This window comes from Bacteroides sp. L008 (assembly GCF_040812255.1).
Classification (GTDB): Bacteria; Bacteroidota; Bacteroidia; order Bacteroidales; family Bacteroidaceae; genus Bacteroides; species Bacteroides vicugnae.
Genome location: NZ_JBFNXO010000001.1, coordinates 4644382 through 4665303 on the forward strand (window position 1 = coordinate 4644382; position 20922 = coordinate 4665303).

General features: G+C 43.1%; 11 protein-coding genes. All 11 read left to right on the forward strand.

What is annotated here, in order from left to right; all coding sequences use genetic code 11:
• Nucleotides 1–17 precede the first annotated feature (17 nt).
• The 11 genes from AB3G73_RS18090 (at nucleotide 18) to AB3G73_RS18140 (ending at nucleotide 20919) form a co-directional block, all read left to right on the forward strand.
• Nucleotides 18–3014 (forward strand): SusC/RagA family TonB-linked outer membrane protein, encoded by a 2997-nt coding sequence (locus AB3G73_RS18090; protein WP_367745301.1) that lies wholly within the window; start codon nucleotides 18–20, stop codon nucleotides 3012–3014.
• Between the two features lie 13 nt (nucleotides 3015–3027).
• Entirely contained in the window at nucleotides 3028–4803 is a 1776-nt protein-coding gene (locus AB3G73_RS18095; RefSeq protein WP_367745302.1) for a RagB/SusD family nutrient uptake outer membrane protein, read from the forward strand.
• 54 nt (nucleotides 4804–4857) lie between these two features.
• Entirely contained in the window at nucleotides 4858–6309 is a 1452-nt protein-coding gene (locus AB3G73_RS18100; RefSeq protein WP_367745303.1) for a right-handed parallel beta-helix repeat-containing protein, read from the forward strand.
• Between the two features lie 19 nt (nucleotides 6310–6328).
• Nucleotides 6329–7222, forward strand: coding sequence for a fimbrillin family protein (locus tag AB3G73_RS18105; RefSeq protein ID WP_367745304.1), 894 nt, complete (start codon nucleotides 6329–6331; stop codon nucleotides 7220–7222).
• A gap of 18 nt (nucleotides 7223–7240) precedes the next feature.
• Entirely contained in the window at nucleotides 7241–9391 is a 2151-nt protein-coding gene (locus AB3G73_RS18110; protein ID WP_367745305.1) for a fimbrillin family protein, read from the forward strand.
• Nucleotides 9392–9452: 61 nt separating this feature from the next.
• The gene (locus tag AB3G73_RS18115) at nucleotides 9453–10355 is read left to right on the forward strand and encodes a glycerophosphodiester phosphodiesterase family protein (RefSeq protein WP_167511791.1); all 903 of its coding nucleotides are present in this window, start codon (nucleotides 9453–9455) and stop codon (nucleotides 10353–10355) included.
• Nucleotides 10356–10372: 17 nt separating this feature from the next.
• A complete protein-coding gene (locus AB3G73_RS18120; RefSeq protein ID WP_367745306.1) occupies nucleotides 10373–12880 on the forward strand; it encodes a family 20 glycosylhydrolase in 2508 nt (835 codons plus the stop codon).
• 123 nt (nucleotides 12881–13003) lie between these two features.
• Nucleotides 13004–14647 (forward strand): DUF6377 domain-containing protein, encoded by a 1644-nt coding sequence (locus AB3G73_RS18125; RefSeq protein ID WP_195649816.1) that lies wholly within the window; start codon nucleotides 13004–13006, stop codon nucleotides 14645–14647.
• 210 nt (nucleotides 14648–14857) lie between these two features.
• Entirely contained in the window at nucleotides 14858–17863 is a 3006-nt protein-coding gene (locus tag AB3G73_RS18130; RefSeq protein WP_367745307.1) for a SusC/RagA family TonB-linked outer membrane protein, read from the forward strand.
• Entirely contained in the window at nucleotides 17863–19398 is a 1536-nt protein-coding gene (locus tag AB3G73_RS18135; RefSeq protein ID WP_195649814.1) for a RagB/SusD family nutrient uptake outer membrane protein, read from the forward strand. The genes AB3G73_RS18130 and AB3G73_RS18135 overlap by 1 nt, the downstream gene beginning before the upstream one ends.
• A 30-nt stretch (nucleotides 19399–19428) precedes the next feature.
• Nucleotides 19429–20919, forward strand: a complete 1491-nt coding sequence (locus tag AB3G73_RS18140; RefSeq protein ID WP_342989170.1) for a glycoside hydrolase family 30 beta sandwich domain-containing protein — start codon at nucleotides 19429–19431, stop codon at nucleotides 20917–20919.
• Nucleotides 20920–20922 lie beyond the last annotated feature (3 nt).

A 20922-nucleotide genomic window follows, 5' to 3' on the forward strand; every position in this document is an offset into this window, starting at 1 on the left:
ATAAAAATCATCTATTTATGAGAAATATTTATTGTAGAACGTGTACCTGTCTGTTAGGTATAGTGCTGATGCTGTTTTCCGGCATCCAGGCAAGAGGAGCTTCTTGGGAAGTGCAGCAGGAACGTAAAATATCCGGTACGGTGATCGATGAAAAGGGGGAACCTGTCATCGGAGCTTCGGTGGTGGTTGTAGAGACAAAGCAAGGTAGCATCACCAATATGGACGGTAAATTCCAGGTGAGTGCTCCGCAGAACGGACATTTAAAAATCTCTTATATCGGTTATGAAACACAAGAAGTGGCTATCAAGGACCGGCAATTACTAAAAATTGTGTTGAAAGAAGAATCCACTGCTTTGAATGAAGTGGTAGTGGTGGGTTATGGTACGATGAAACGGAAAGAAATGACTTCGGCTATTTCGCATGTCGGTGCGAAAGACCTGAATCAAATATCCAGTCTCGATGCTTCCATGTTGTTGCAGGGAAAGGTATCCAGTGTCTCTGTTTCCAATACGGCTTTGGCCGATCCGAATAGTACGGGAAGTATTCAGATTCGTGGTATATCATCACGTAATGCCGGGCTGGGTCCGTTGATTGTTGTAGATGGAGTGCCGGGAGGTGATATGACGAATATTAATCCTGCGGATATTGAATCTATCGATGTATTGAAAGATGGTGCCGCTTCTGCTATTTATGGTACACGGGGTAGCAACGGTGTTATTCTTGTTAATCTGAAAAAGGGAACCCGTGACGGGGAAGTGCATACTACTTACAGTGCTGCCGTCACTTTCAATAAAGCAAAGAAAGAGCTGGACATTATGAATGCGGAGGAATATCGTGCTTATCGTACGGTGTCTAATCCACTTTCTGATATGGGAGCCAGTACAGACTGGTTTGATGCCGTTACCCGTTTGGGAGTGACACATATGCACACGTTAACCTTCTCCGGAGGTAATGCGAGGACCAATTATCGCGTAACAGCCGATTATCGTAAAGCGCAGGGAATCGACTTGCGTTCCGACCGTCGGGAATATGGTGCACGTGCCACCATCAGCCACACAACGAAAGATGGCCTGTTTACGTTTGCAGCCAATATGACTCCCCGTGTCATCGACCGGAACAAGTCAGCCAGTGTGTATGGCAGCGTTATTAAGAATAATCCGACGATGCCGGTTTATGATCCCGAATCAGCTAATGGGTACTATCGTTTTCCGTCCGGAGGAGATAGCTCAAATATTGTTGAGCAATTGAATGAGGAAGAAAATGGTACGGAGATTAAATTGCTGGAATGGAATGCTACTGCTGCCGTTAATTTGCTGCCGTTGTTTAATCCTGCAAATCCGAATATGGTCTTGAAATCGCAGGTTACTGTTTCACAGTATCAGGTGGATAAGTTCAACGGATGGTTCATACCATCTACTTACGGTCCTAATGTGAATTCGGGCGTTGCCGGAAAAGCGAGCCGAGACTTTGATAAAAACACCAATAACAATCTGGAATGGGTGACCAACTTCTCTACACGTATGAAGGATCACCAAATCCGTGCAATGGTGGGTTATAGTTATAATTACGGTGTAAGTTCGGGTATGGGAGCCGAAAACTGGGATTTCTCTTCCGACGGCTTGACGTATAATAATCTGGGCTCCGGTCTGGAAGCAGCCAAAGAGGGAAAGACCATGATGAGTTCTTATAAGAATGACCATAAACTAATCAGTTTCTTCGGACGTGTTAATTATGACTGGAAAGAGCGCTATCTGTTTACTTTCTCTTTACGTCACGAGGGCTCTTCCCGCTTCGGTGAGAATCATAAATGGGGTAATTTCCCGGCTGTATCTGTCGGTTGGCGTATTTCGGATGAAAAATTTATGAAAGGACTTTCATGGATTGATGACTTGAAAGTGCGTTATGACTATGGTGTAACCGGTAATCAGGAAATAGGTAACTACCAGTCTTTGGCTACTTATAAGGCTTATGGCTGGTATCAGTATGGCGGCAATAACTTCCATGTATGGGGACCGAGCAAGAATGTTAATTCGGAACTTCGTTGGGAGAAGGGACACAACCAGAACATCGGTTTGGACTTCTCGCTCCTCAAACACAAGGTGACCGGTTCATTTAACTATTTTCACCGTAAGCAAAGCGACTTACTCGGTAGCTATTCCGTATCGGTTCCACCTAATTTGTTCTCTACAATCTATGCCAATGTAGGTACATTGCGCAATACCGGTTTCGAGCTTGATATAACAGTCAATGCTGTCCGGACAAAAGACTTCACTTATAGTTTCACATTAGTGGGCGCTACTAATAATAACAAGTTTGTCAGCTTCTCCAATGATGTGTACAAGGGACAGAAATATTACTCCACCTGTAGCATGGCAAACCCCAATAATCCGGGATATTTGCAGCGGATTGAAGAGGGAGAGCGTATCGGTAACTACTTCACATACCGTTATGCGGGAGTGGATAAAAAGGGTGACTGGTTGATTTATGACAAGAAGGGAAATGTAATCCCTGTATCCCAAGGTACGGAAGAAGACAAAGCAGTAACCGGAAACGGTTTGCCGAAATTCACCGGTTCTATGACGCACAACTTCACTTACAAGAACTTTGATTTGACTGTTGCTCTCCGTGGTGCTGCCGGATTTGACATCTTTAACGTGCACGATTTCTATTTCGGATTACAGAGTATGAGTACCAATCAGTTGACCACCGCTTATTCGAAGAATGCCCATATCACAACAGGTAAGAATGTGATTACCGACTATTTCATCGAACCGGGTGATTACCTGAAGATAGACAACATTACTTTAGGATATACGATGAACCTGAATAAGAAGTACATCGAAAAGATACGCCTGTTCGGTACAGCTAACAATCTTTATACGTTTACGAAATTTACGGGTGTAGATCCTTCTACATACGAAGTGAATGGACTGACACCGGGTACTTTCGGAGGAGGATACAACTATTATCCATCTGCTTTCCAGTTTATTTTAGGTTTACAAGTAAGTTTTTAAAAGAAAAACAATTATGAGAATAATGAAATATATTATAGGATTGAGTATGATGGCAGGTACAGTGTTAGGCCTATCGTCTTGTACTGATCTGTCGGAAACGGTGTATGACCAGGTGATGTCCAAGAACTATTATAACACGAAACAGGATGTTATCAACGCTGTCTTCCGTCCTTTTGAACACATGTACTGCTGCATCTGGATACGTCATGAGAATGAAGAACTACCGGCAGACCAACTGATTACTCCTACTCGTGGTACTTGGTGGTACGATGGAGGACTGTGGGAAATGTATCATCGTCATCAATATGATGATATCAATCAGGGGGACTGGTTGAGTGAATGGGACAACTTTTATGTAGGCATTGGTCAATGCAATATGGTATTGGATGACTTGGCACAGTTGAACCCGTCTAATTTTGGTTTAAGCGACAGTGAATTTGAAAGTTTTAAAGCACAGCTGCGTTGTATGCGTGCCTGGGGTTATCTCCGTCTGTTGAATACACATCGCAACTGCATTCTAACGACCACATCGGATCAGGCAGTGAACGAACTGCCGGAAAACCGGAAACAAGTTTCTCCGCAGGTGATGTTCGATTTCATCGAGAGTGAATTGAAAGACTACTGTCTGACAGCTTTACCCTCCAAGAGTGGACAATCCGGCAATGGCAGCCAGCAGGGACAGTTTACCAAAGCTGCTGCGGCATCTTTATTGGTACGTCTCTATCTGAATGCAGAAGTATGGATCGGCCAGGCTAAATGGCAGGAATGTATCGATATGTGTAAACGTATCACTGGGGGAGAGTTCGGATATTATGCGATTGCTGATAATTGGTATGCACCTTTCGACTGGAATAATGAAATGTGCAATGAGGTAATCTTTGGTTTCCCCGGTTCTTATGGACTGACCAGCTGGCATCTGCAAAATGACAGAAGAACGGTTTACGGCCGTGGTTTGCCTTATGGCAGTGCGTATTACCTGAAGATAGAAGGAAATGGCGAACGGAATCCGAAATATGCACTTTCACCGAGCTATGACAACCAGCAACCACGCGAACTGTTTGACTATGGTTTGGGAATGGTTACGCGGAAGTTTGCTAAATATCAGGGAGATATACGATATAAGCAATATGTGAACACGGGTAATAACACACGTGAAGGTATGTTCTTTCTTGAAGGTAAGATTGCCAACTCCGCTGTCAGTGGAGGATATGCCAAGAACCCGGATAATCAGTATGTGATTTATTTGCGTGACCAGGTCGGACGATTTGAGGGAAATGCAGAATCAGGCTATATCTCCAATCCGGCTTATAAGGAATCCAAGTTGGGCAATGGTGACTTCAACTCCGGGCTTTACTGTGTGAAGTATCCTTTCTATCCATTTACCGGAGGTTATTATATCGAGTCTGACTACACGGAGATTCGTTTGGCCGAGATTATTTATTCGCAGGCTGAATGTCTTCTCCGTCTCGGACAGGCGGGTGAGGCTGGCAAGTTGCTGAACAGCGTACGTAAACGCAACTATGAAAACTTTACAGCGAATATCGCTTATCAGCCGGAAGGTAACGTTGTGCTCGATCTGAAAGAAATGTTGGATGAGTGGGGACGGGAATTTCTGGCGGAAAGTCGTCGGCGTACAGATCTGATCCGCTTTGACAGGTATCAGGAAGCATGGTGGGATAAACCACGGGATGCAGACGATCATTATGAATTGTTCCCCTTGTCGCAGACGCAACTGGAACAGAATGAATATCTGAAACAGAATCCCGGTTATCCGGATATTTCCCGGTGAAATCGGTGAATTTGCGATTATTCTTATCTAATGTACAAGTTAAAAAAAAAGAAAATGAAAAATAGATTATTCATAATATCGAAGCTATGTATGCTGGCTTTCATGATTCTGTTGGCACAGGGATGCCAGGAAGATTATGAGATGATAGACCCGCCTATGATGACGGATTACGATGACGATCTGGACGAAGAAGTGATTATGCAGAAAGGATTGGAGAGTTACTTTGTGACTCAATTCGGTGAAGGTGAGATGGATGGCAGTTCTTGGGAACAGGCGCTGGATGCGGCTGGCTTCCGTAAGTTGTTGAGCGGTTCAATCGATCTCTCCAAGAGTACGATTTATATGAGTCAGGGGAAATATATAATGTCCGAAGAGAGTGGGCTTGGTGTAATCGTCCGCAAGGATGTCAAAGCGATTAAGGGCGGATATAGCCAGTTTAGTGAAGGAACGGATGTTTCGGCACGTGATATAGATGCGTATGTGACAGTCATCAGTGGTGATGTGAACGGAAATAAGCAGGCGGATGCCGGTGATTGTGGTTTGTTGCTTGTCAAGAAAGGGCATATAGCTATTGAAGGGGTTACTTTCCAATATGGGTATGTGTCTGAAGCGGATGCGAGTACTACCGAATGTGGTAGTGGCATTTACGTGAGCGGCGGTGCCGGTGATACTTCTATTGAGTTGACCGATTGCGTGATTAGAGATTGTGTGTCGGGAGTAACGACTTCTGCCAAGCAGGGTGGTCCGGCTGTTTTTGTCTTGTCGGGACAGGTACGATTGAATAAGGTAAGCTTGTTGGACAATACGGCTGCAGGTCGTGGAGGAGCTGTTCGTTGTAGTAGCAAGACGGCAGTGGTATTTATGAATGGCTGTCTGCTGAAAGGTAATTCTCATAACGGTTCGTGGGGAAATGGTATTCAGATGTCGGAAGGACATATTTGTATAAACAATACCACGCTGATAGAGAATATGGGGACGGGTGCCGCTTTGAACGGAGGAGGTAGTATACTGCTGACTAATAACACAATCATTGGAAATGCGAATGATAGTCATGGGGCTGTACGCTGTGAGACGGGAGTTGGCGGTGATACGAAGTTTATTAATAATCTGTTGATTTCTGAAAATCCTTCGGCTCCGAGTTTTAATCTGAATGGTAGTAACTTTGAGGCTTTCTCGAAGGGATATAATGTGTATCAGCGTGTGACGGGGATAACGATGAGTGCGTCCGATACGGCTTATCCTAATCAGGTGAACGGTGCGCTGAATGAGGAGGGAGTGTATGTGTGGGATTTTAATCAGATTGGTTCGGTAAAAGGATATGCTACCAGGCAGGCGGTGATAGAAGTTGCGAAAAGCTTTAACCCGGTGGCTTCGCCTATTACTAATTTGGGAGAAGTGTTTGTGGAATGGATCGGTGAAGATGCTTTCGGAATAGACCAGCGGGGAGTGACTCGTAATGCCAATAAGATGCAGGCCGGTGCTTATGATGCTGTTCTGGCCAATTAAACCCTAAAACGACTGTAACATGAAGAAGATATTTTATATAATAGCCTTGGGCGTCGGACTAGCCGGATGCTCAAATAATGAGGATGAATTACTGTCAACGGGTAGTTTCCCCGAAGACCATGTAATCCGTATCATTACAGAAGTAAATGAACCCTTGTCGCGTGCAGGGTACGATGCGACTAATTTGGAACGTTTCGGATTGATGATCCGGAACAGCGAGAATGCTGCTTATAACTATCATAAGCAAATGGTTGGTTCCGGAAGTGCCTGGAGTACGTCCGACGGTCAGCAGATGCTTTGGGATGCGGAAAGAACGCCGGTGACGATGATAGCGTATGCGCCTTATATGAGTGAAGCCGCTCCGGATGCCTCTTTGGCAGTCAATGCTCTTACCAATCAGGCTACTGAGGAGAATGTGAAGTCCTCCGATTTTTTGTTGATGAAAGCAACAGTCGATCCGGAGCAGGATTTAACTGCGGATGGAAAGCTGAAAATCTCTTTGAGTCATGCCATGAGCAAGCTGATTATAAAAATCACAATCAATGGAACGACAGATGCAGCGATGAATAAGTTAGGGGATATGTCTATCAATGGGGCTGTTGTTAATGGCATTTGTGATTTGTCGGCAACGGTTCCGATGGTTGTTCCTGCGCCAGATGCGGTAGTGGCCACTGTGGCTCCCTATAAAGGGGCGGAATCTTGCGAATGTATTCTGCCTCCGCAAAAAATAGCAGAGGGCTTCTCTGTGAACTTCAGCTATGACGGAAAACTGTATATCTGGACTGCAAAGGAAGCCATTGAATTGGAAAAAGGAGTGGAACATACCTTGACTCTCAATGTAAACACAACTGTCCGATTGGCTGCTAAGATGGCCAGAAATTGGGCAACCGGACAACTTATCGACCGGAACTAAAGAAGGAGGAGATAAACTATGAAGATTACAAAACTGATATTGGCTGCCTATTTGTTGATGGGTATGGTGGCTTGTGATACAGATAAGGATATAGCTGTGTACAGTGAAGATTCCGGTGCTATTCAGATTGAAGCTGCTATTAATACCGTCTTTACACGTAGTAATCCCGGTGCAACGGGAGATCTGCAGAAACAATTTAATGAGGGTGATGAAATTCAGTTAAGTTGTGAGGATGGATATCTGAATTATGTACTTTCGGAAGGAAAATGGGTACCGACCGATCATTATTATTTAAGATGGGGTGCGGAACCGATAACTTATTCGGCTTTTTATCCAGTAGTGAGCGGAGCCAGTACGGCTAATTTTACGCTTCCCACAAACCAGCAACGTTTGGAAAATCTAGCTAAGGCCGATTATATGACGTGTACCGTAGAGAATGCAACGGACGACGGATCCCGTATTCTTCGTCTGGGTATGAACCGGAAAATGGCAAAAGTGATTATGACGCTTGCAGATGTAGGCGGACAAGCTAAGGTTCAGGGAGTAAAGATTGGTTCCTATCAGGGATATACAAACGGGGAAGTGGTATCGGGTACTTCTTTAATATCCCCTTTCATTACAGTTCCCGAAGGTGGTAAGGCAGGACAGGATGGTTGTACGTATACTGCCATTGTGGCTCCCGGAAAAGCCGGGACAACTGCTACCTTTGTTTCCTTAAACTATTTGGGCGAAGATCTGGTGCTGCCCGGTATACCGGAACTGAAATCTGGAAAGTGTTATGAATTCACATTAAAAGTGGAAGGCTCGATCATAACTATCAGTGAACCGATTGTTTCTCCGTGGGATAGCGGTACTTTGCCGGGCGGAGATGCGGAAGAACTGCAACTGGCCGCTTACTATGTGAAAGAGCAACCTGTCGGAAATGCAACCGGTATGGATTGGGATAATGCAATGGGAGTAGATGCGTTACGCAACTTATTGCAAACGAATAGTAACAGTGAAATTTCCAATGCTAATGCAGCCAAACTAGATGGTAAAAAGATTTATGTAGCTGCGGGCTCTTATGAGATTGCGAAAGAAAACTCCGGAGTGAAGATAGAATATAGCGGTTATAGTAAGCAAGTGGAAATAACGATTGAAGGCGGATATAATCCTTTAAGCACGGGAACGGATTTAACGAAACGTGACGTTGCTAAATACACGACTGCTTTCGTCAGAAATACGGGTAGTAATGCATCTGCGACGTCCAACTCTTTATTAGTATTGGGTAATCAGACAAATATTATTTTCGATGGCTGTACTTTCAATGGACAATATGGATTGAGTGATGCAGGAAGTGTTCGTGCCGTGTTTGTTGCGGCAGGTGGAGGTGATGCAACTCTGCAACTGAATAATTGTGTCATAAAGAATTTCAATCGTGGAAGCGATGGTGGAACGGATGGTGGAGCAGCCGTTAAAGTATCAAAAGGAAGAGTTTTGTTAAATCGGGTGGAGATGGTTAGCAATAAAGCGACAGGGCGTGGAGGAGCCATCACTACTACCGCAGCAAACAGCTTCCTGTTTATGAATAATTGCTTGTTGCATGAGAATTATGCACCAACCGCTTGGGGAACTAGTATTCATGCCGGAAATGGATATGTCTGCATGAATAATGTAACCGTACTTGGCACGGCAGCTACAGGAGGAAATAGTATCACTGTCAACGGAGATGCTTACTTTATGCTTGCCAATACTACGATTGTCGGCAATTCAGGTAATCCGAATGGTGTCTTCCGTGCAGGGAAGAATGCTTCTCTTGTGGTTAACTCTTTATTTGCCAAAGGAGCTGGAAATAGAACTATTTATGTAGGTAATATCACTTCCGGTGGATACAATGTATATCAGGCGGCAGATGCCGGTTGGGGAGCAGTTGCTACGGATACGGATTATTCATCTCAAACTCTTCCTATTGCTACTTTAACGGATGGCGTTTATCAATGGACTGTGACCAGTGTTATTGATGAATTTGCAACCAGGCAGGCTGTGATAAATGCAGTGAAATCCTTTGATGCAACTGTGGGGCAGCAATTTGTAGACTGGGTTGGTGAAGCCGGCTTTGGAGTGGACCAGCGTGGAGCAACCCGTAATGTCAACAAGATGCAGGCTGGTGCTTATGATGCAGGATTGTAACTGTGACCAAAATATAGTAGATATTGAATTAAGTAAGAAGATTAAATAACAAATGAAAGATATGAAGAAAAGCAAGTTTATAGTGCTTTTGTTGCTGTTCTGTTTGCAGTCAGGTTTCCTGGCTGCACAACGGGCGGAGCTCATTCGCAAAGATGTATTGAATCCGCACTTGGATAAGGTTTTAGTGGTGGCGCATCGCGGAAATTGGAGTATTGCTCCCGAAAACTCTTTGGCGGCTATCGATAGTGCTATTCAGATGAAGGTGGATATTGTAGAGATAGATATCCGTAAGACGAAAGACGGTGAGCTGGTTCTCATGCATGACGATACGGTAGATCGCACTACCAATGGTACAGGAAAAGTAAAAGATAAAACGTTGGCTGAAATAAAGCAACTCCGATTGAAGGATAAGGATGGCCAGTTGACGGAACATACTGTTCCTACTTTGGAAGAAGCATTGTTGGCAGCCAAAGGTAAGATTATGGTTAATCTGGATAAGGCCTACAGCATTTTTGATGATGTATATATTATATTGAAGAAAACCGATACTGCTGATTTAGTTATAATGAAAGGTGCTCAACCGGTGGAGACGGTGAAGCGGGAGTTCGGTTCTTATCTGGATAAGGTGATTTATATGCCTGTCGTAACGATTGATGAGGAAAAATCAATGAAGGTTGTTGAAGATTATATGGAACAGTTGCATCCGGTTGCGTTTGAGCTTTGTTACAGAAATGCTTCTAGTCCGGTACCTGCCAAAATGGAGCGCAGGCTGGCAGGGAAAAGTCTGATCTGGTATAATACTTTGTGGGCTTCTCTGGCAGGCGGGCATGATGATGAGGCTGCAAAGAAAGACCCGGATGCTAGTTATGGGTATCTGATAAACAAGTTGGGAGCACGAATCCTTCAAACAGACAGTCCGGCTTTTATGCTCAATTATTTGAGAAGTAAAGGGTGGCATGACTAATCACTAAGACTACATTTATGAATGATATAAAATTTTCTTTATGGACAGTAGGGTGGCTGTACATCCTATTCTTTGCAGGCGGTTGTAAATCGACGAATGATTCGGGAGCTCCGGTTTCTTTAACTTGGGAAATGGGAAACTACGATGAAAAGGGTAAATATTATGAAAATTCATTTCTGCTGAAGAATATATCAGATACTCCTGTAGGAAAAGAATGGGAGATTTATTATTCGCAGTTTCCCCGTACTATCCGCCAAGATGCTTCGTCACCGGTTAGAGTGGAGCAGGTGAATGCAACCCTTTTTAAAATGTATCCGGGAGAGGGCTTTATCTCATTAGCTCCGGGAGATTCATTGAAAGTGATTTTCCAGTGTGATGGGGAAGTGCCAAAGAATTCGCATGCGCCCGAAGGAAGCTACTGGGTGAGCCAGTCGGGAGCATCGAAAGGTAAGCCACTTCCTGTAACATTGAATAACATACCATTACCTATGACGGAATGGCAAAGAACGATTGCCCGGAAAACGTACGAAACAAACCTTCGTTTGAACAATGCTATTACTCCGGAGTTTCGCTTGACGGATATAATACCTTCCATAAAAAAGGTGATTACTACCGGAGGTAATATCTTGTTAGAAAAACAACTAGCTTTGACTTTCCATGAGGATTTTGCCAATGAGGGAAAACTGCTAAAAGAGAAACTTTCCGGATGGTATGGTTTGGAAGTAGTGCCGGAAGCTCCGGTAACCATTACTCTGGATTACCTTTCTGACAAGAAGAAAGCAGTTAATGAGGAATATTATGAATTGAGTATCGACGGTCAGCAGATCAGGATTAGCGCTACTACTCCGCATGGTATTTTTAACGGAACGCAGACCCTGTTGGGGTTGCTGAAAGGACAGGAGAGTCCGTTTCGGTTGGAAGCAATGTCTATAAAGGATTATCCGGATTTATTATATCGGGGACAGATGTTGGATATTGCCCGGAATTATACAACGGTGGATCACTTGAAGAAACTGATTGATATTCTATCTTCTTACAAACTGAATGTGCTTCAGTTCCATTTCTCGGATGATGAAGGTTGGCGGCTGGAAATTCCGGGGTTGGAAGAACTGACTGCCATCGGATCACGACGGGGACATACTACCGATGAAAAAGATTGGTTGTATCCGGCTTATGATGGTGGATATGATCCGTGTGCCGCTACATCGGGAAATGGTTATTATACCCGGGAGGAATTCATTGATTTATTGCGATATGCAACCGAAAGACATGTGCAGGTCATTCCGGAAATAGAATCTCCCGGCCATGCGCGTGCGGCAATTGTAGCAATGAATGCGCGTTATCGGAAATACATCGATACAGACCCGGAGAAAGCGAAGGAATATCTTTTGAGTGACTTGCAGGATACTTCCCGATATGTTTCCGCACAGGCCTATACGGATAATGTTATGAATGTAGCCTTACCTTCCACTTTCCGTTTTATGGAGAAGGTGATTCAGGAAATTGTGAGCATGTATAAGGAAGCGGATGCGCCACTGACTACCATTCATTTAGGCGGTGATGAGGTGGCTAAAGGGGCATGGATGGGATCACCCTTATGCAGAACGTTCATGGAAGAACAGGGAATGGAAAAGGCACATGATTTGGCCGAATATTTCATTACCCGGGTGGTTGATTGTTTGCAACAGCATAATTTATCTTTTAATGGCTGGCAAGAGGTAGCTTTAGGGCATAAGAAAGATACTCATACTTATTTGGCTCAACACGCATCCGGTATCAATTCATGGAAGACTGTTCCCGAATGGAAAGAGGATGAAATTCCTTATCAGATAGCCAACAACGGTTATCCGGTTATTCTCTGCAATGTGAATAATTTCTATCTGGATTTGGCTTATGATGCTCATCCCGATGAACCGGGACATTTCTGGGGTGGATATGTGGATGAATCCAAAGCCTTTTCCATGCTTCCATTCGATGTCTATCGTTCTTCCCGTACGGATATGGCGGGAAATCCGGTTGAGATCAGTTCCGCAGGAAAAGGAAAAACGGCTTTGACCGCATCCGGCAGGAAACAGATAAAAGGCGTACAAGCCCAACTGTTTGCCGAAACAATTCGAGGATTTCAATGGGTAGAATATTATATGTTCCCTAAAGTGATGGGACTGGTAGAGCGTGGTTGGAATGCACATCCGGACTGGGAAACTCTTTCCGGAGCAGCAGAGCAACAGGCTTTTGACCGGGATCTGGCACTATTTTATGAGAAAATCAGTGTAAAGGAAATGCCTTATTGGAGCCGGATGGGGGTAAACTTCCGTTTACCGCATCCCGGACTCTTCGTGAGAGATGGACTTCTGTATGCGAATACTCCTATCGAAGGAGCACAGATATGTTATACGACGGATGGAACTGAACCGACGATTGATTCGATGCTATGGGAGGCCCCTGTAACCTGTCAGTCTGCTGTTGTAAAAGCAAAACTTTTTTATAGGGACAAGCAAAGTGTAACCAGCTGTTATTTACAGTAATTAGTGGAATAGTATAATAGATGTACTTTTAATTTCTATCTGTTTTATTCTTTAAAATACGAAGATTTTCTCTACATTTGTCTTTATTAGTCTTGTAATCTTCTATTAAAGTTTAATACTCCGATGAAAAAAAAGTACCTGTTGTTTCTTTTGCTTCTCTCTTTTCCACTATATACCTGGGCCGATAAAACCCTGGACTCGCTGTTGAATGTGCTTGATTTGACGATTCGGGAGCATGAGACTTATGTGGTTCAACGTGAATCGCGTATCAGACATCTTAAAGAACTGACACACGGAATAGAAGTTAATTCTGTGGAACATTATAACCTGAACAGTCAGATATACAAAGAATATAAAGCCTTTATTTGCGACTCTGCAATCCATTATTTGAATGAAAATATACGGATTGCGGAGCGCTTGCATGATATAGACCGGAAGATAGAAAGTCAGTTGCAGCTTTCATTATTATTATCTTCAACGGGAATGTACACGGAATCTATTGATGTTTTAGAATCGGTAGACCGGCAGAAAGTCGTATCCCGTTTAATAGCTGATTATTACACTTGCTTTGACCATGTGTATGGCGAATTGAGCGTTTATACCCAGGATAAAACTCTTTCAGGACATTACTGGAGTATCTCGCAGGCATATAGAGATTCTTTATATGCCATATTGCCTCCAGAATCGGAAGAATACCTACTGATGCATGAAGCATCACTTCGCGATCAACGCCAATATGAGGAAGCCCTGAAAGTGAATGACCTTCGGCTGGCAGAAATAGAAGCGAACACTCCACAGTATGCATTGGTCACTTACCATCGTTCTTTGATTTACAAGTATAGTAATGATAGCTTGGGAGAGAAACGGAATCTTTGCCTTTCTGCTATATCGGATATCCGTTCTGCCATTAAAGACCATGCCTCGTTGTGGATGCTTGCCCAGCTACTTTACGAAGATGGTGATATGGAACGTGCGTACCAATATATGCGCTTTTCCTGGAATGCGACGAAATTCTACAATGCCCGCTTGCGTAGCTGGCAGAGTGCCAATGTACTTTCATTGATTGATAAGACCTATCAGGCTATGATTGAAAAGCAGAATGACCGTTTGCAACAGAATCTGCTGCTTATCACCGCATTATTGGTGCTATTGATCGTAGCTTTAGGTTATATCTACCGTCAGATGAAAAAACTGGCAGATGCAAGAAATCATCTTCAGGTAGCTAACAAGCAGCTAAACGGATTGAATGAAGAATTGAGGCAAATGAATAGTTGCCTGTCTTCTACCAATATAGAACTTTCGGAGTCTAATCAGATTAAAGAAGAATATATTGCCCGTTTTATAAAGTTATGTTCTACCTATATCAATCGGCTGGATGCTTACCGGCGTATGGTGAATAAGAAAGTATCTGCCGGACAGATTGCAGAATTATTAAAGATAACGCGTTCGCAGGATGCTCTTGACGAAGAACTGGAAGAATTATATGCAAACTTTGATACAGCCTTCTTGCATCTCTTCCCTAACTTTGTGGGGAAATTCAATGACTTATTACAGGAGAATGAACAGATTTTGCCGAAGAAAGGCGAGTTATTGAATACTGAACTGCGAATCTTTGCTTTGATACGTCTGGGTATTGAAGACAGTTCACAAATTGCAGAGTTTCTTCGTTATTCGGTGAATACAATTTATAATTATCGGGCGAAAGTAAGAAATAAAGCCCGTGGTTCGAGAGAAGATTTTGAAGATTTAGTACGAAAAATTCGCTAATTCAGACTGTAAACTAACCACTTTTTTAGATATGTGTAACGAGCGTAAATAGGTGATAATAAGTGGATTGTTGTTTTGTGTAATCCACTTATTGTCCCCTCCTTGTTAGCTCACTTTAATTTCTTTATACTTTTGACCTGTGCTTCGAAAGTAATGAGAGTAGCTCATTGCTGACGAGCGTCTTATTATTAACTTTAAAACTTAGTACGCATGAAAAAAAACAGGCGAAAAATCCTTTCGGGGAGTCGCAAGATTTTCTTTGCTATCTTGGCAATGTTTTTATCTTTGAGTGCATCCGCACAGCAAATTACTGCATCCGGTCAGGTCCTGGATGCTCAAAAAGAACCGCTAATCGGTGTTAGTGTACAAGAGAAAGGTATGTCTAATGGAGCAATTACCGATTTGGATGGCAACTTCACATTAAACGTTAAACAAAACGCCATTTTGATATTCTCTTATGTGGGTTATAAGTCGCAGGAGGTAAAGGCAGCCCACCAGATGAAGATCACACTTCAGGAAGATAATGAAGTACTTGATGAAGTGGTGGTCATCGGTTATGGTTCGGTGAAACGGAAAGATGTGACTACCGCTATCTCCTCCGTATCTACCAAGGATTTGGATATGCGGCCTATCGTTTCGGCAGGACAGGCCATTCAAGGTAAAGCGGCCGGTGTCTCGGTGATTCAGCCTAATGGTACGCCGGGCGGTGAGATGTCTATTCGTGTACGTGGTACTACTTCAATGAATGGTAGTAATGATCCGTTGTATGTAGTGGACGGAGTACCTGTAGACAATATCAAGTTCCTTTCTCCGAATGATATTGAGAGTATGCAGATATTGAAAGACGCTTCATCGGCATCTATCTACGGTTCACGTGCCGCTAACGGAGTCATTCTGATTACTACGAAGGCTGGTGCAGCCGGTAATGCCAAAGTATCTTTGACAGCCCAATTCGGTCTGAACAAAGTAGCCGATAAAGTAGAATCCTTGAATGCAGCACAATATAAAGAGTTGCAGGATGAAATCGGGCTAGTGTCTTTACCGGACGGATTACCCGATCGTACTGACTGGTTTGATGAAACGTATACAACAGGAAAGACTCAAAATTATCAGGTAGCTGTATCCAATGGTAATGAGAAGATGAAATATTATCTCTCTGCGGGTTACCTCAAAGAACAGGGAGTGTTGGACATCTCTTATTACAAGCGTTACAATTTCCGGGTAAATCTGGAAAACCAGGTTCGTAAATGGCTGACAGTAAGTGCTAATATCTCATATTCAGACTATACAAGCAATGGAGGTGGGGCAATGGGAACAGGTTCGAATCGTGGTGGTGTTATTCTGGCTGTTATCAATACACCGACCTATGCGCCGGTGTGGGATGCTTTGAACCCTAATCAGTATTATAATAACTTCTATGGAGTGGGTAATATCACAAATCCATTAGAAAATATGGCCCGCGCAAAAAATAATAAAGACAAAGAAAACCGCTTGTTGGCATCGGGTAATATATTGCTGACTCCATTCCCGGAACTGAAGTTCAAGTCTACTCTTACTCTTGACCGTCGTAATGCCGTTAATACTACTTTTCTTGATCCGATTTCTACTGCTTGGGGACGCAATCAGTACGGTGAGGCTTCGGACAATCGAAATATGAACACGGTTCTGACATTTGATAATGTGCTGACTTATAATAAAAACTTCAAGAAACATGGCTTGGAAGTAATGGCCGGTTCGTCATGGACGGATTCAGACTATTCCAATAGCTGGATCAACGGCTCTCACTATCGTAGCGATCTGATTCAAACACTGAATGCTGCCAATAAAATATCTTGGGATAATACAGGTACAGGTGCGTCCCAATGGGGAATTATGTCATTTTTCGGACGTGTAGCTTATAACTTCGACAGTAAATACCTGGTAACAGCTAATCTTCGTGCCGATGGCTCTTCTAAATTACATCCTGATCATCGTTGGGGCGTATTTCCCTCATTCTCTGCTGCCTGGCGTATTTCTTCGGAGAAGTTCATGGAGAACCTGACATGGATTGACGATTTAAAATTGCGCGGTGGCTGGGGACAGACCGGTAACCAGTCGGGTATTGGTGACTATGCATATTTGCAGCGTTACAATATCGGTCGTATTGAATGGTTTAAGAAAGGTGGCGAAGGTGATTCGACTGATTACGCAAATGCTGTTCCTACCATTAGCCAGGCAAACTTACGTACATCTGATTTAACATGGGAAACCACGACACAGACCAATATAGGTCTGGATCTGACCATATTGAATGGACGGTTGACGTTTAATGCCGACTATTATTATAAGAAGACCAAAAACATGTTGATGAATGTGTCATTACCAGCCGGTGCCGCAGCAGCTACGTCTATTGCCCGTAACGAGGGTGAAATGGTAAATAAGGGTTTTGAGCTTTCTATTAGTTCGAAAAATCTCCGTGGAGGAGCATTTACATGGGATACAGATTTCAATATTTCTTTTAACCGGAATAAATTGACAAAACTGGAATTACAGAAAGTTTATTACGATGCTAAAACAGCGGATGTAGTGAATGACTATGTGGTGCGTAATGAACCGGGACGTGCTTTGGGAGGTTTCTACGGCTACATAAGTGATGGGGTAGACCCTGAAACCGGTGAATTGATGTATCGTGATTTGAATAATGACGGTAAGATTTCATCTTCCGACCGTACCTATATCGGCGATCCGAATCCGGACTTCATTTATGGTATGACCAATACATTCTCTTGGAAAGGCTTTAATTTGAGCATCTTTATCCAAGGCTCTTATGGAAATGATATTTATAACGCTTCACGTATCGAAACGGAAGGGATGTATGATGGTAAGAATCAATCGGATCGTGTATTGAACCGTTGGAAAATCCCCGGACAGATAACAGATGTGCCTAAGGCCAATTTCAAATTGCTTAATTCTACCTATTTTGTAGAAGATGGCAGTTATCTAAGATTGAAAGATGTTTCCTTGTCCTACAACTTTAAAGGTAAACTATTGAAGAAATGGGGAATCACCCGTTTGCAACCTTACTTCACGGCTACTAACCTGCTGACATGGACCAGCTATTCGGGAATGGATCCGGAAGTAAACCAATGGGGTAACAGTGGTACGGTACAAGGTATCGATTGGGGTACTTATCCGCATTGCAGATCATACGTGTTTGGTATTAATGTTGAATTCTAATGAAAGGAAAGATTATGAAACTAAGAACTATATTTTACGGATTAACCTCCGGTTTGCTATTGGGACTTTCTTCCTGCTCGCTGAATTATGAGCCATTAGACACCTATTCGGATGTGACGGAAGGAGTGACAAGTGATGGTACAAAAATCGTATTCAAGGATAAAGCTGCAGTCGAAAGTCATCTGACAACGCTTTATAATCAGATGCGTGATCGTCAGGAACATTGGTATGTGGATTTACTTTTGATTTCAGACTCCCATTCGGATAATGCTTATGCCGGTACTACCGGGGCGGAAGTTGTTCCGTTTGAGAATAATTCGATTGAAGGTTCCAATTCAGTGTTGGAACGTGACTGGAACCGTTATCTGGAAGATGTGGCCCGTGCTAATAAACTCATTTGTAACATTGACCTGGTGACAGATAATTCGTTGACTACTGCCGAACGGGCGCAATACAAAGCAGAAGCGAAGATATTCCGTGCCATGGTAATGTTTGACATGGTACGTCTGTGGGGAGATTTTCCGGTGATTACAACGGTAGCTGATGATATTACTTCTGAAAACATTGATGAGGTATATCCGCAATATTTCCCCAAACAAAATACGGAACTTGAAGCTTATCAACAGATTGAAAGAGATTTGTTGGATGCAGTGCTGTATGCTCCGGATAATACTCCGGGGAATAAGACGTTGTTTACCAAGTCTGTAGCTCGTACCTTATTGGCTAAAATTTATGCCGAGAAACCTTTGCGTGATTATACCAAAGTTATCCAATATTGTGATGAGGTGAAAGCTGACGGTTTTGATCTGGTGGATGATTTCAGTGATTTGTTTGGAATGAATGCTGCGGGAACAGATGCGAAGATGCGCAATACGAAAGAGTCGATTCTTGAGGCACAATTTACTTCCGGAGCAGGTAACTGGTGTACATGGATGTTTGGGCGTGATCTCGTGAACTGGAATAACAATTTCACGTGGGCGAAATGGGTGACTCCGTCACGTGACCTGATTAGTGCTTTCAAACAGGAAGGGGATGAAGTCCGTTTCAAAGAATCGGTAGTATACTATGATTGTAATTGGAGCAACTATTATCCGTCTGATAATTATCCGTTCATGTATAAATGCCGCTCTGCCAACAGCAGTATCATCAAGTACCGTTATGCCGATGTTCTGTTGCTGAAAGCAGAAGCGTTGATTATGCAGGATACCCCGGATTTGGAAGGAGCAGCCCGTATAATAGATGAAGTTCGCGAACGTGCCAAATTGGGAGCACTTCCCGCCTCTGTCCGTTCAAATAAGAACGTCCTGTTGAATGCCTTGCTTAAGGAACGCCGGTTAGAACTGGCTTTTGAGGGGCAACGATGGTTTGATTTGGTCCGTCTGGACAAGGTAGAAGAGGTGATGAATGCTGTGTATTCTAAGGATTCGGGGCGCAAAGCGCAGATTTACACTTTTGATAGGAACTCTTATCGTTTGCCAATTCCGCAGTCGGTAATTGACGCGAATGATAAGATTCACCAAAATCCGGGTTATTAATTCAACTAAAAACATAGAAAACTTAAGATTATGATAGACATGAGAAATATAGCATTAACCTTTCTTGGATGCTTCACCATATTAGCTGCATGCAGCAACAGTGACGATGCGGAAAAACCGGTTGCACCTGTTCCAACCGGAGATGTGACCATTTATGCGACCACTAGCAGTCTGACTCGCGATTTGACTCGTGATGCTGTGAATTTCAGCTCGAAAGATAATTTGGCACCTACTTCAATTACGTTGGACCCGACTGAACAATATCAGACAATGGATGGCTTCGGAGTAGCTATCACTGGTGCTACTTGTTTTAATCTTCTGCAAATGAAACCGGAAGACCGTCATGCTTTCCTTTCGGAAACGTTCTCTGATGACAAAGGATTCGGATTTAGCTATATCCGTATTTCCATCGGCTGCTCGGATTTTTCATTGAGCGAATATACCTGTTGCGATACAAAAGGTATTGAACATTTTGCTTTGCAGAGTGAAGAGAAAGACTATATTCTTCCGATTCTGAAAGAGATTCTGAACATTAATCCTTCTATTAAAGTTATTGCCGCTCCTTGGACTTGTCCAAAATGGATGAAAGTAAAGAGTCTCACAGACCTTACTCCGCTAGATTCATGGACAAACGGTCAGCTGAATCCGGTCTATTATCAGGATTATGCTACTTATTTTGTGAAATGGGTACAAGCATTTAAGGCTGAAGGTATTAATATTTATGCTGTGACTCCCCAGAACGAACCGTTGAACCGTGGTAATTCTGCTTCACTTTATATGAGTTGGGAAGAACAGAGAGACTTCGTGAAAACAGCACTCGGACCTAAATTCAAAACAGCTGGACTGGTTACGAAGATTTATGCATACGATCATAACTATGATTATAGTGATATTGAAACAGAAAAGAATTACCCCGGTAAGATGTATGAAGATGCAAGTGCTTCCCAATATCTGGCCGGAGCTGCTTATCATAACTATGGCGGGAACCGTGAAGAGCTTTTAAATATACATAAAGCTTATCCTGAAAAGGAGCTTCTTTTCACGGAGACTTCTATCGGAACATGGAATAGCGGACGTGATTTGTCGAAACGATTGCTGGAAGATATGAAAGAAGTCGCATTGGGTACGATCAACAACTGGTGTAGGGGAGTGATAGTGTGGAACCTGATGCTTGATAATGACCGTGCTCCTAACCGTGAAGGCGGTTGCCAGACCTGCTACGGAGCGGTGGATATTAGTAATAGTGACTATAAGACAATTATCCGCAACTCACATTATTATATCATCGCTCATCTTTCAAGTGTAGTGAAACCGGGAGCGGTACGTATCGGTGCATCCGGCTATGCTGATAGCAATATTATGTATTCTGCTTTCGAGAATCCGGATGGAACTTATGCTTTTGTTCTGATGAATAATAATGAAAAAACTAAAAAGATAACCTTAAGTGATGGTAAGCGTCATTTTGCTTATGATGTTCCGGGCAAATCTGTAACTTCCTATCGTTGGGCAAAGTCGGAATAAGAA

Excerpts from the sequence above, each read along its gene's own strand:
- AB3G73_RS18115 (WP_167511791.1), top strand. The coding sequence starts at position 9,453 with ATGAAGAAAAGCAAGTTTATAGTGCTTTTGTTGCTGTTCTGTTTGCAG.
- AB3G73_RS18090 (WP_367745301.1), top strand. The coding sequence starts at position 18 with ATGAGAAATATTTATTGTAGAACGTGTACCTGTCTGTTAGGTATAGTG.
- AB3G73_RS18105 (WP_367745304.1), top strand. The coding sequence starts at position 6,329 with ATGAAGAAGATATTTTATATAATAGCCTTGGGCGTCGGACTAGCCGGA.
- AB3G73_RS18120 (WP_367745306.1), top strand. The coding sequence starts at position 10,373 with ATGAATGATATAAAATTTTCTTTATGGACAGTAGGGTGGCTGTACATC.
- AB3G73_RS18130 (WP_367745307.1), top strand. The coding sequence starts at position 14,858 with ATGAAAAAAAACAGGCGAAAAATCCTTTCGGGGAGTCGCAAGATTTTC.
- AB3G73_RS18095 (WP_367745302.1), top strand. The coding sequence starts at position 3,028 with ATGAGAATAATGAAATATATTATAGGATTGAGTATGATGGCAGGTACA.
- AB3G73_RS18110 (WP_367745305.1), top strand. The coding sequence starts at position 7,241 with ATGAAGATTACAAAACTGATATTGGCTGCCTATTTGTTGATGGGTATG.
- AB3G73_RS18100 (WP_367745303.1), top strand. The coding sequence starts at position 4,858 with ATGAAAAATAGATTATTCATAATATCGAAGCTATGTATGCTGGCTTTC.
- AB3G73_RS18125 (WP_195649816.1), top strand. The coding sequence starts at position 13,004 with ATGAAAAAAAAGTACCTGTTGTTTCTTTTGCTTCTCTCTTTTCCACTA.
- AB3G73_RS18140 (WP_342989170.1), top strand. The coding sequence starts at position 19,429 with ATGATAGACATGAGAAATATAGCATTAACCTTTCTTGGATGCTTCACC.
- AB3G73_RS18135 (WP_195649814.1), top strand. The coding sequence starts at position 17,863 with ATGAAAGGAAAGATTATGAAACTAAGAACTATATTTTACGGATTAACC.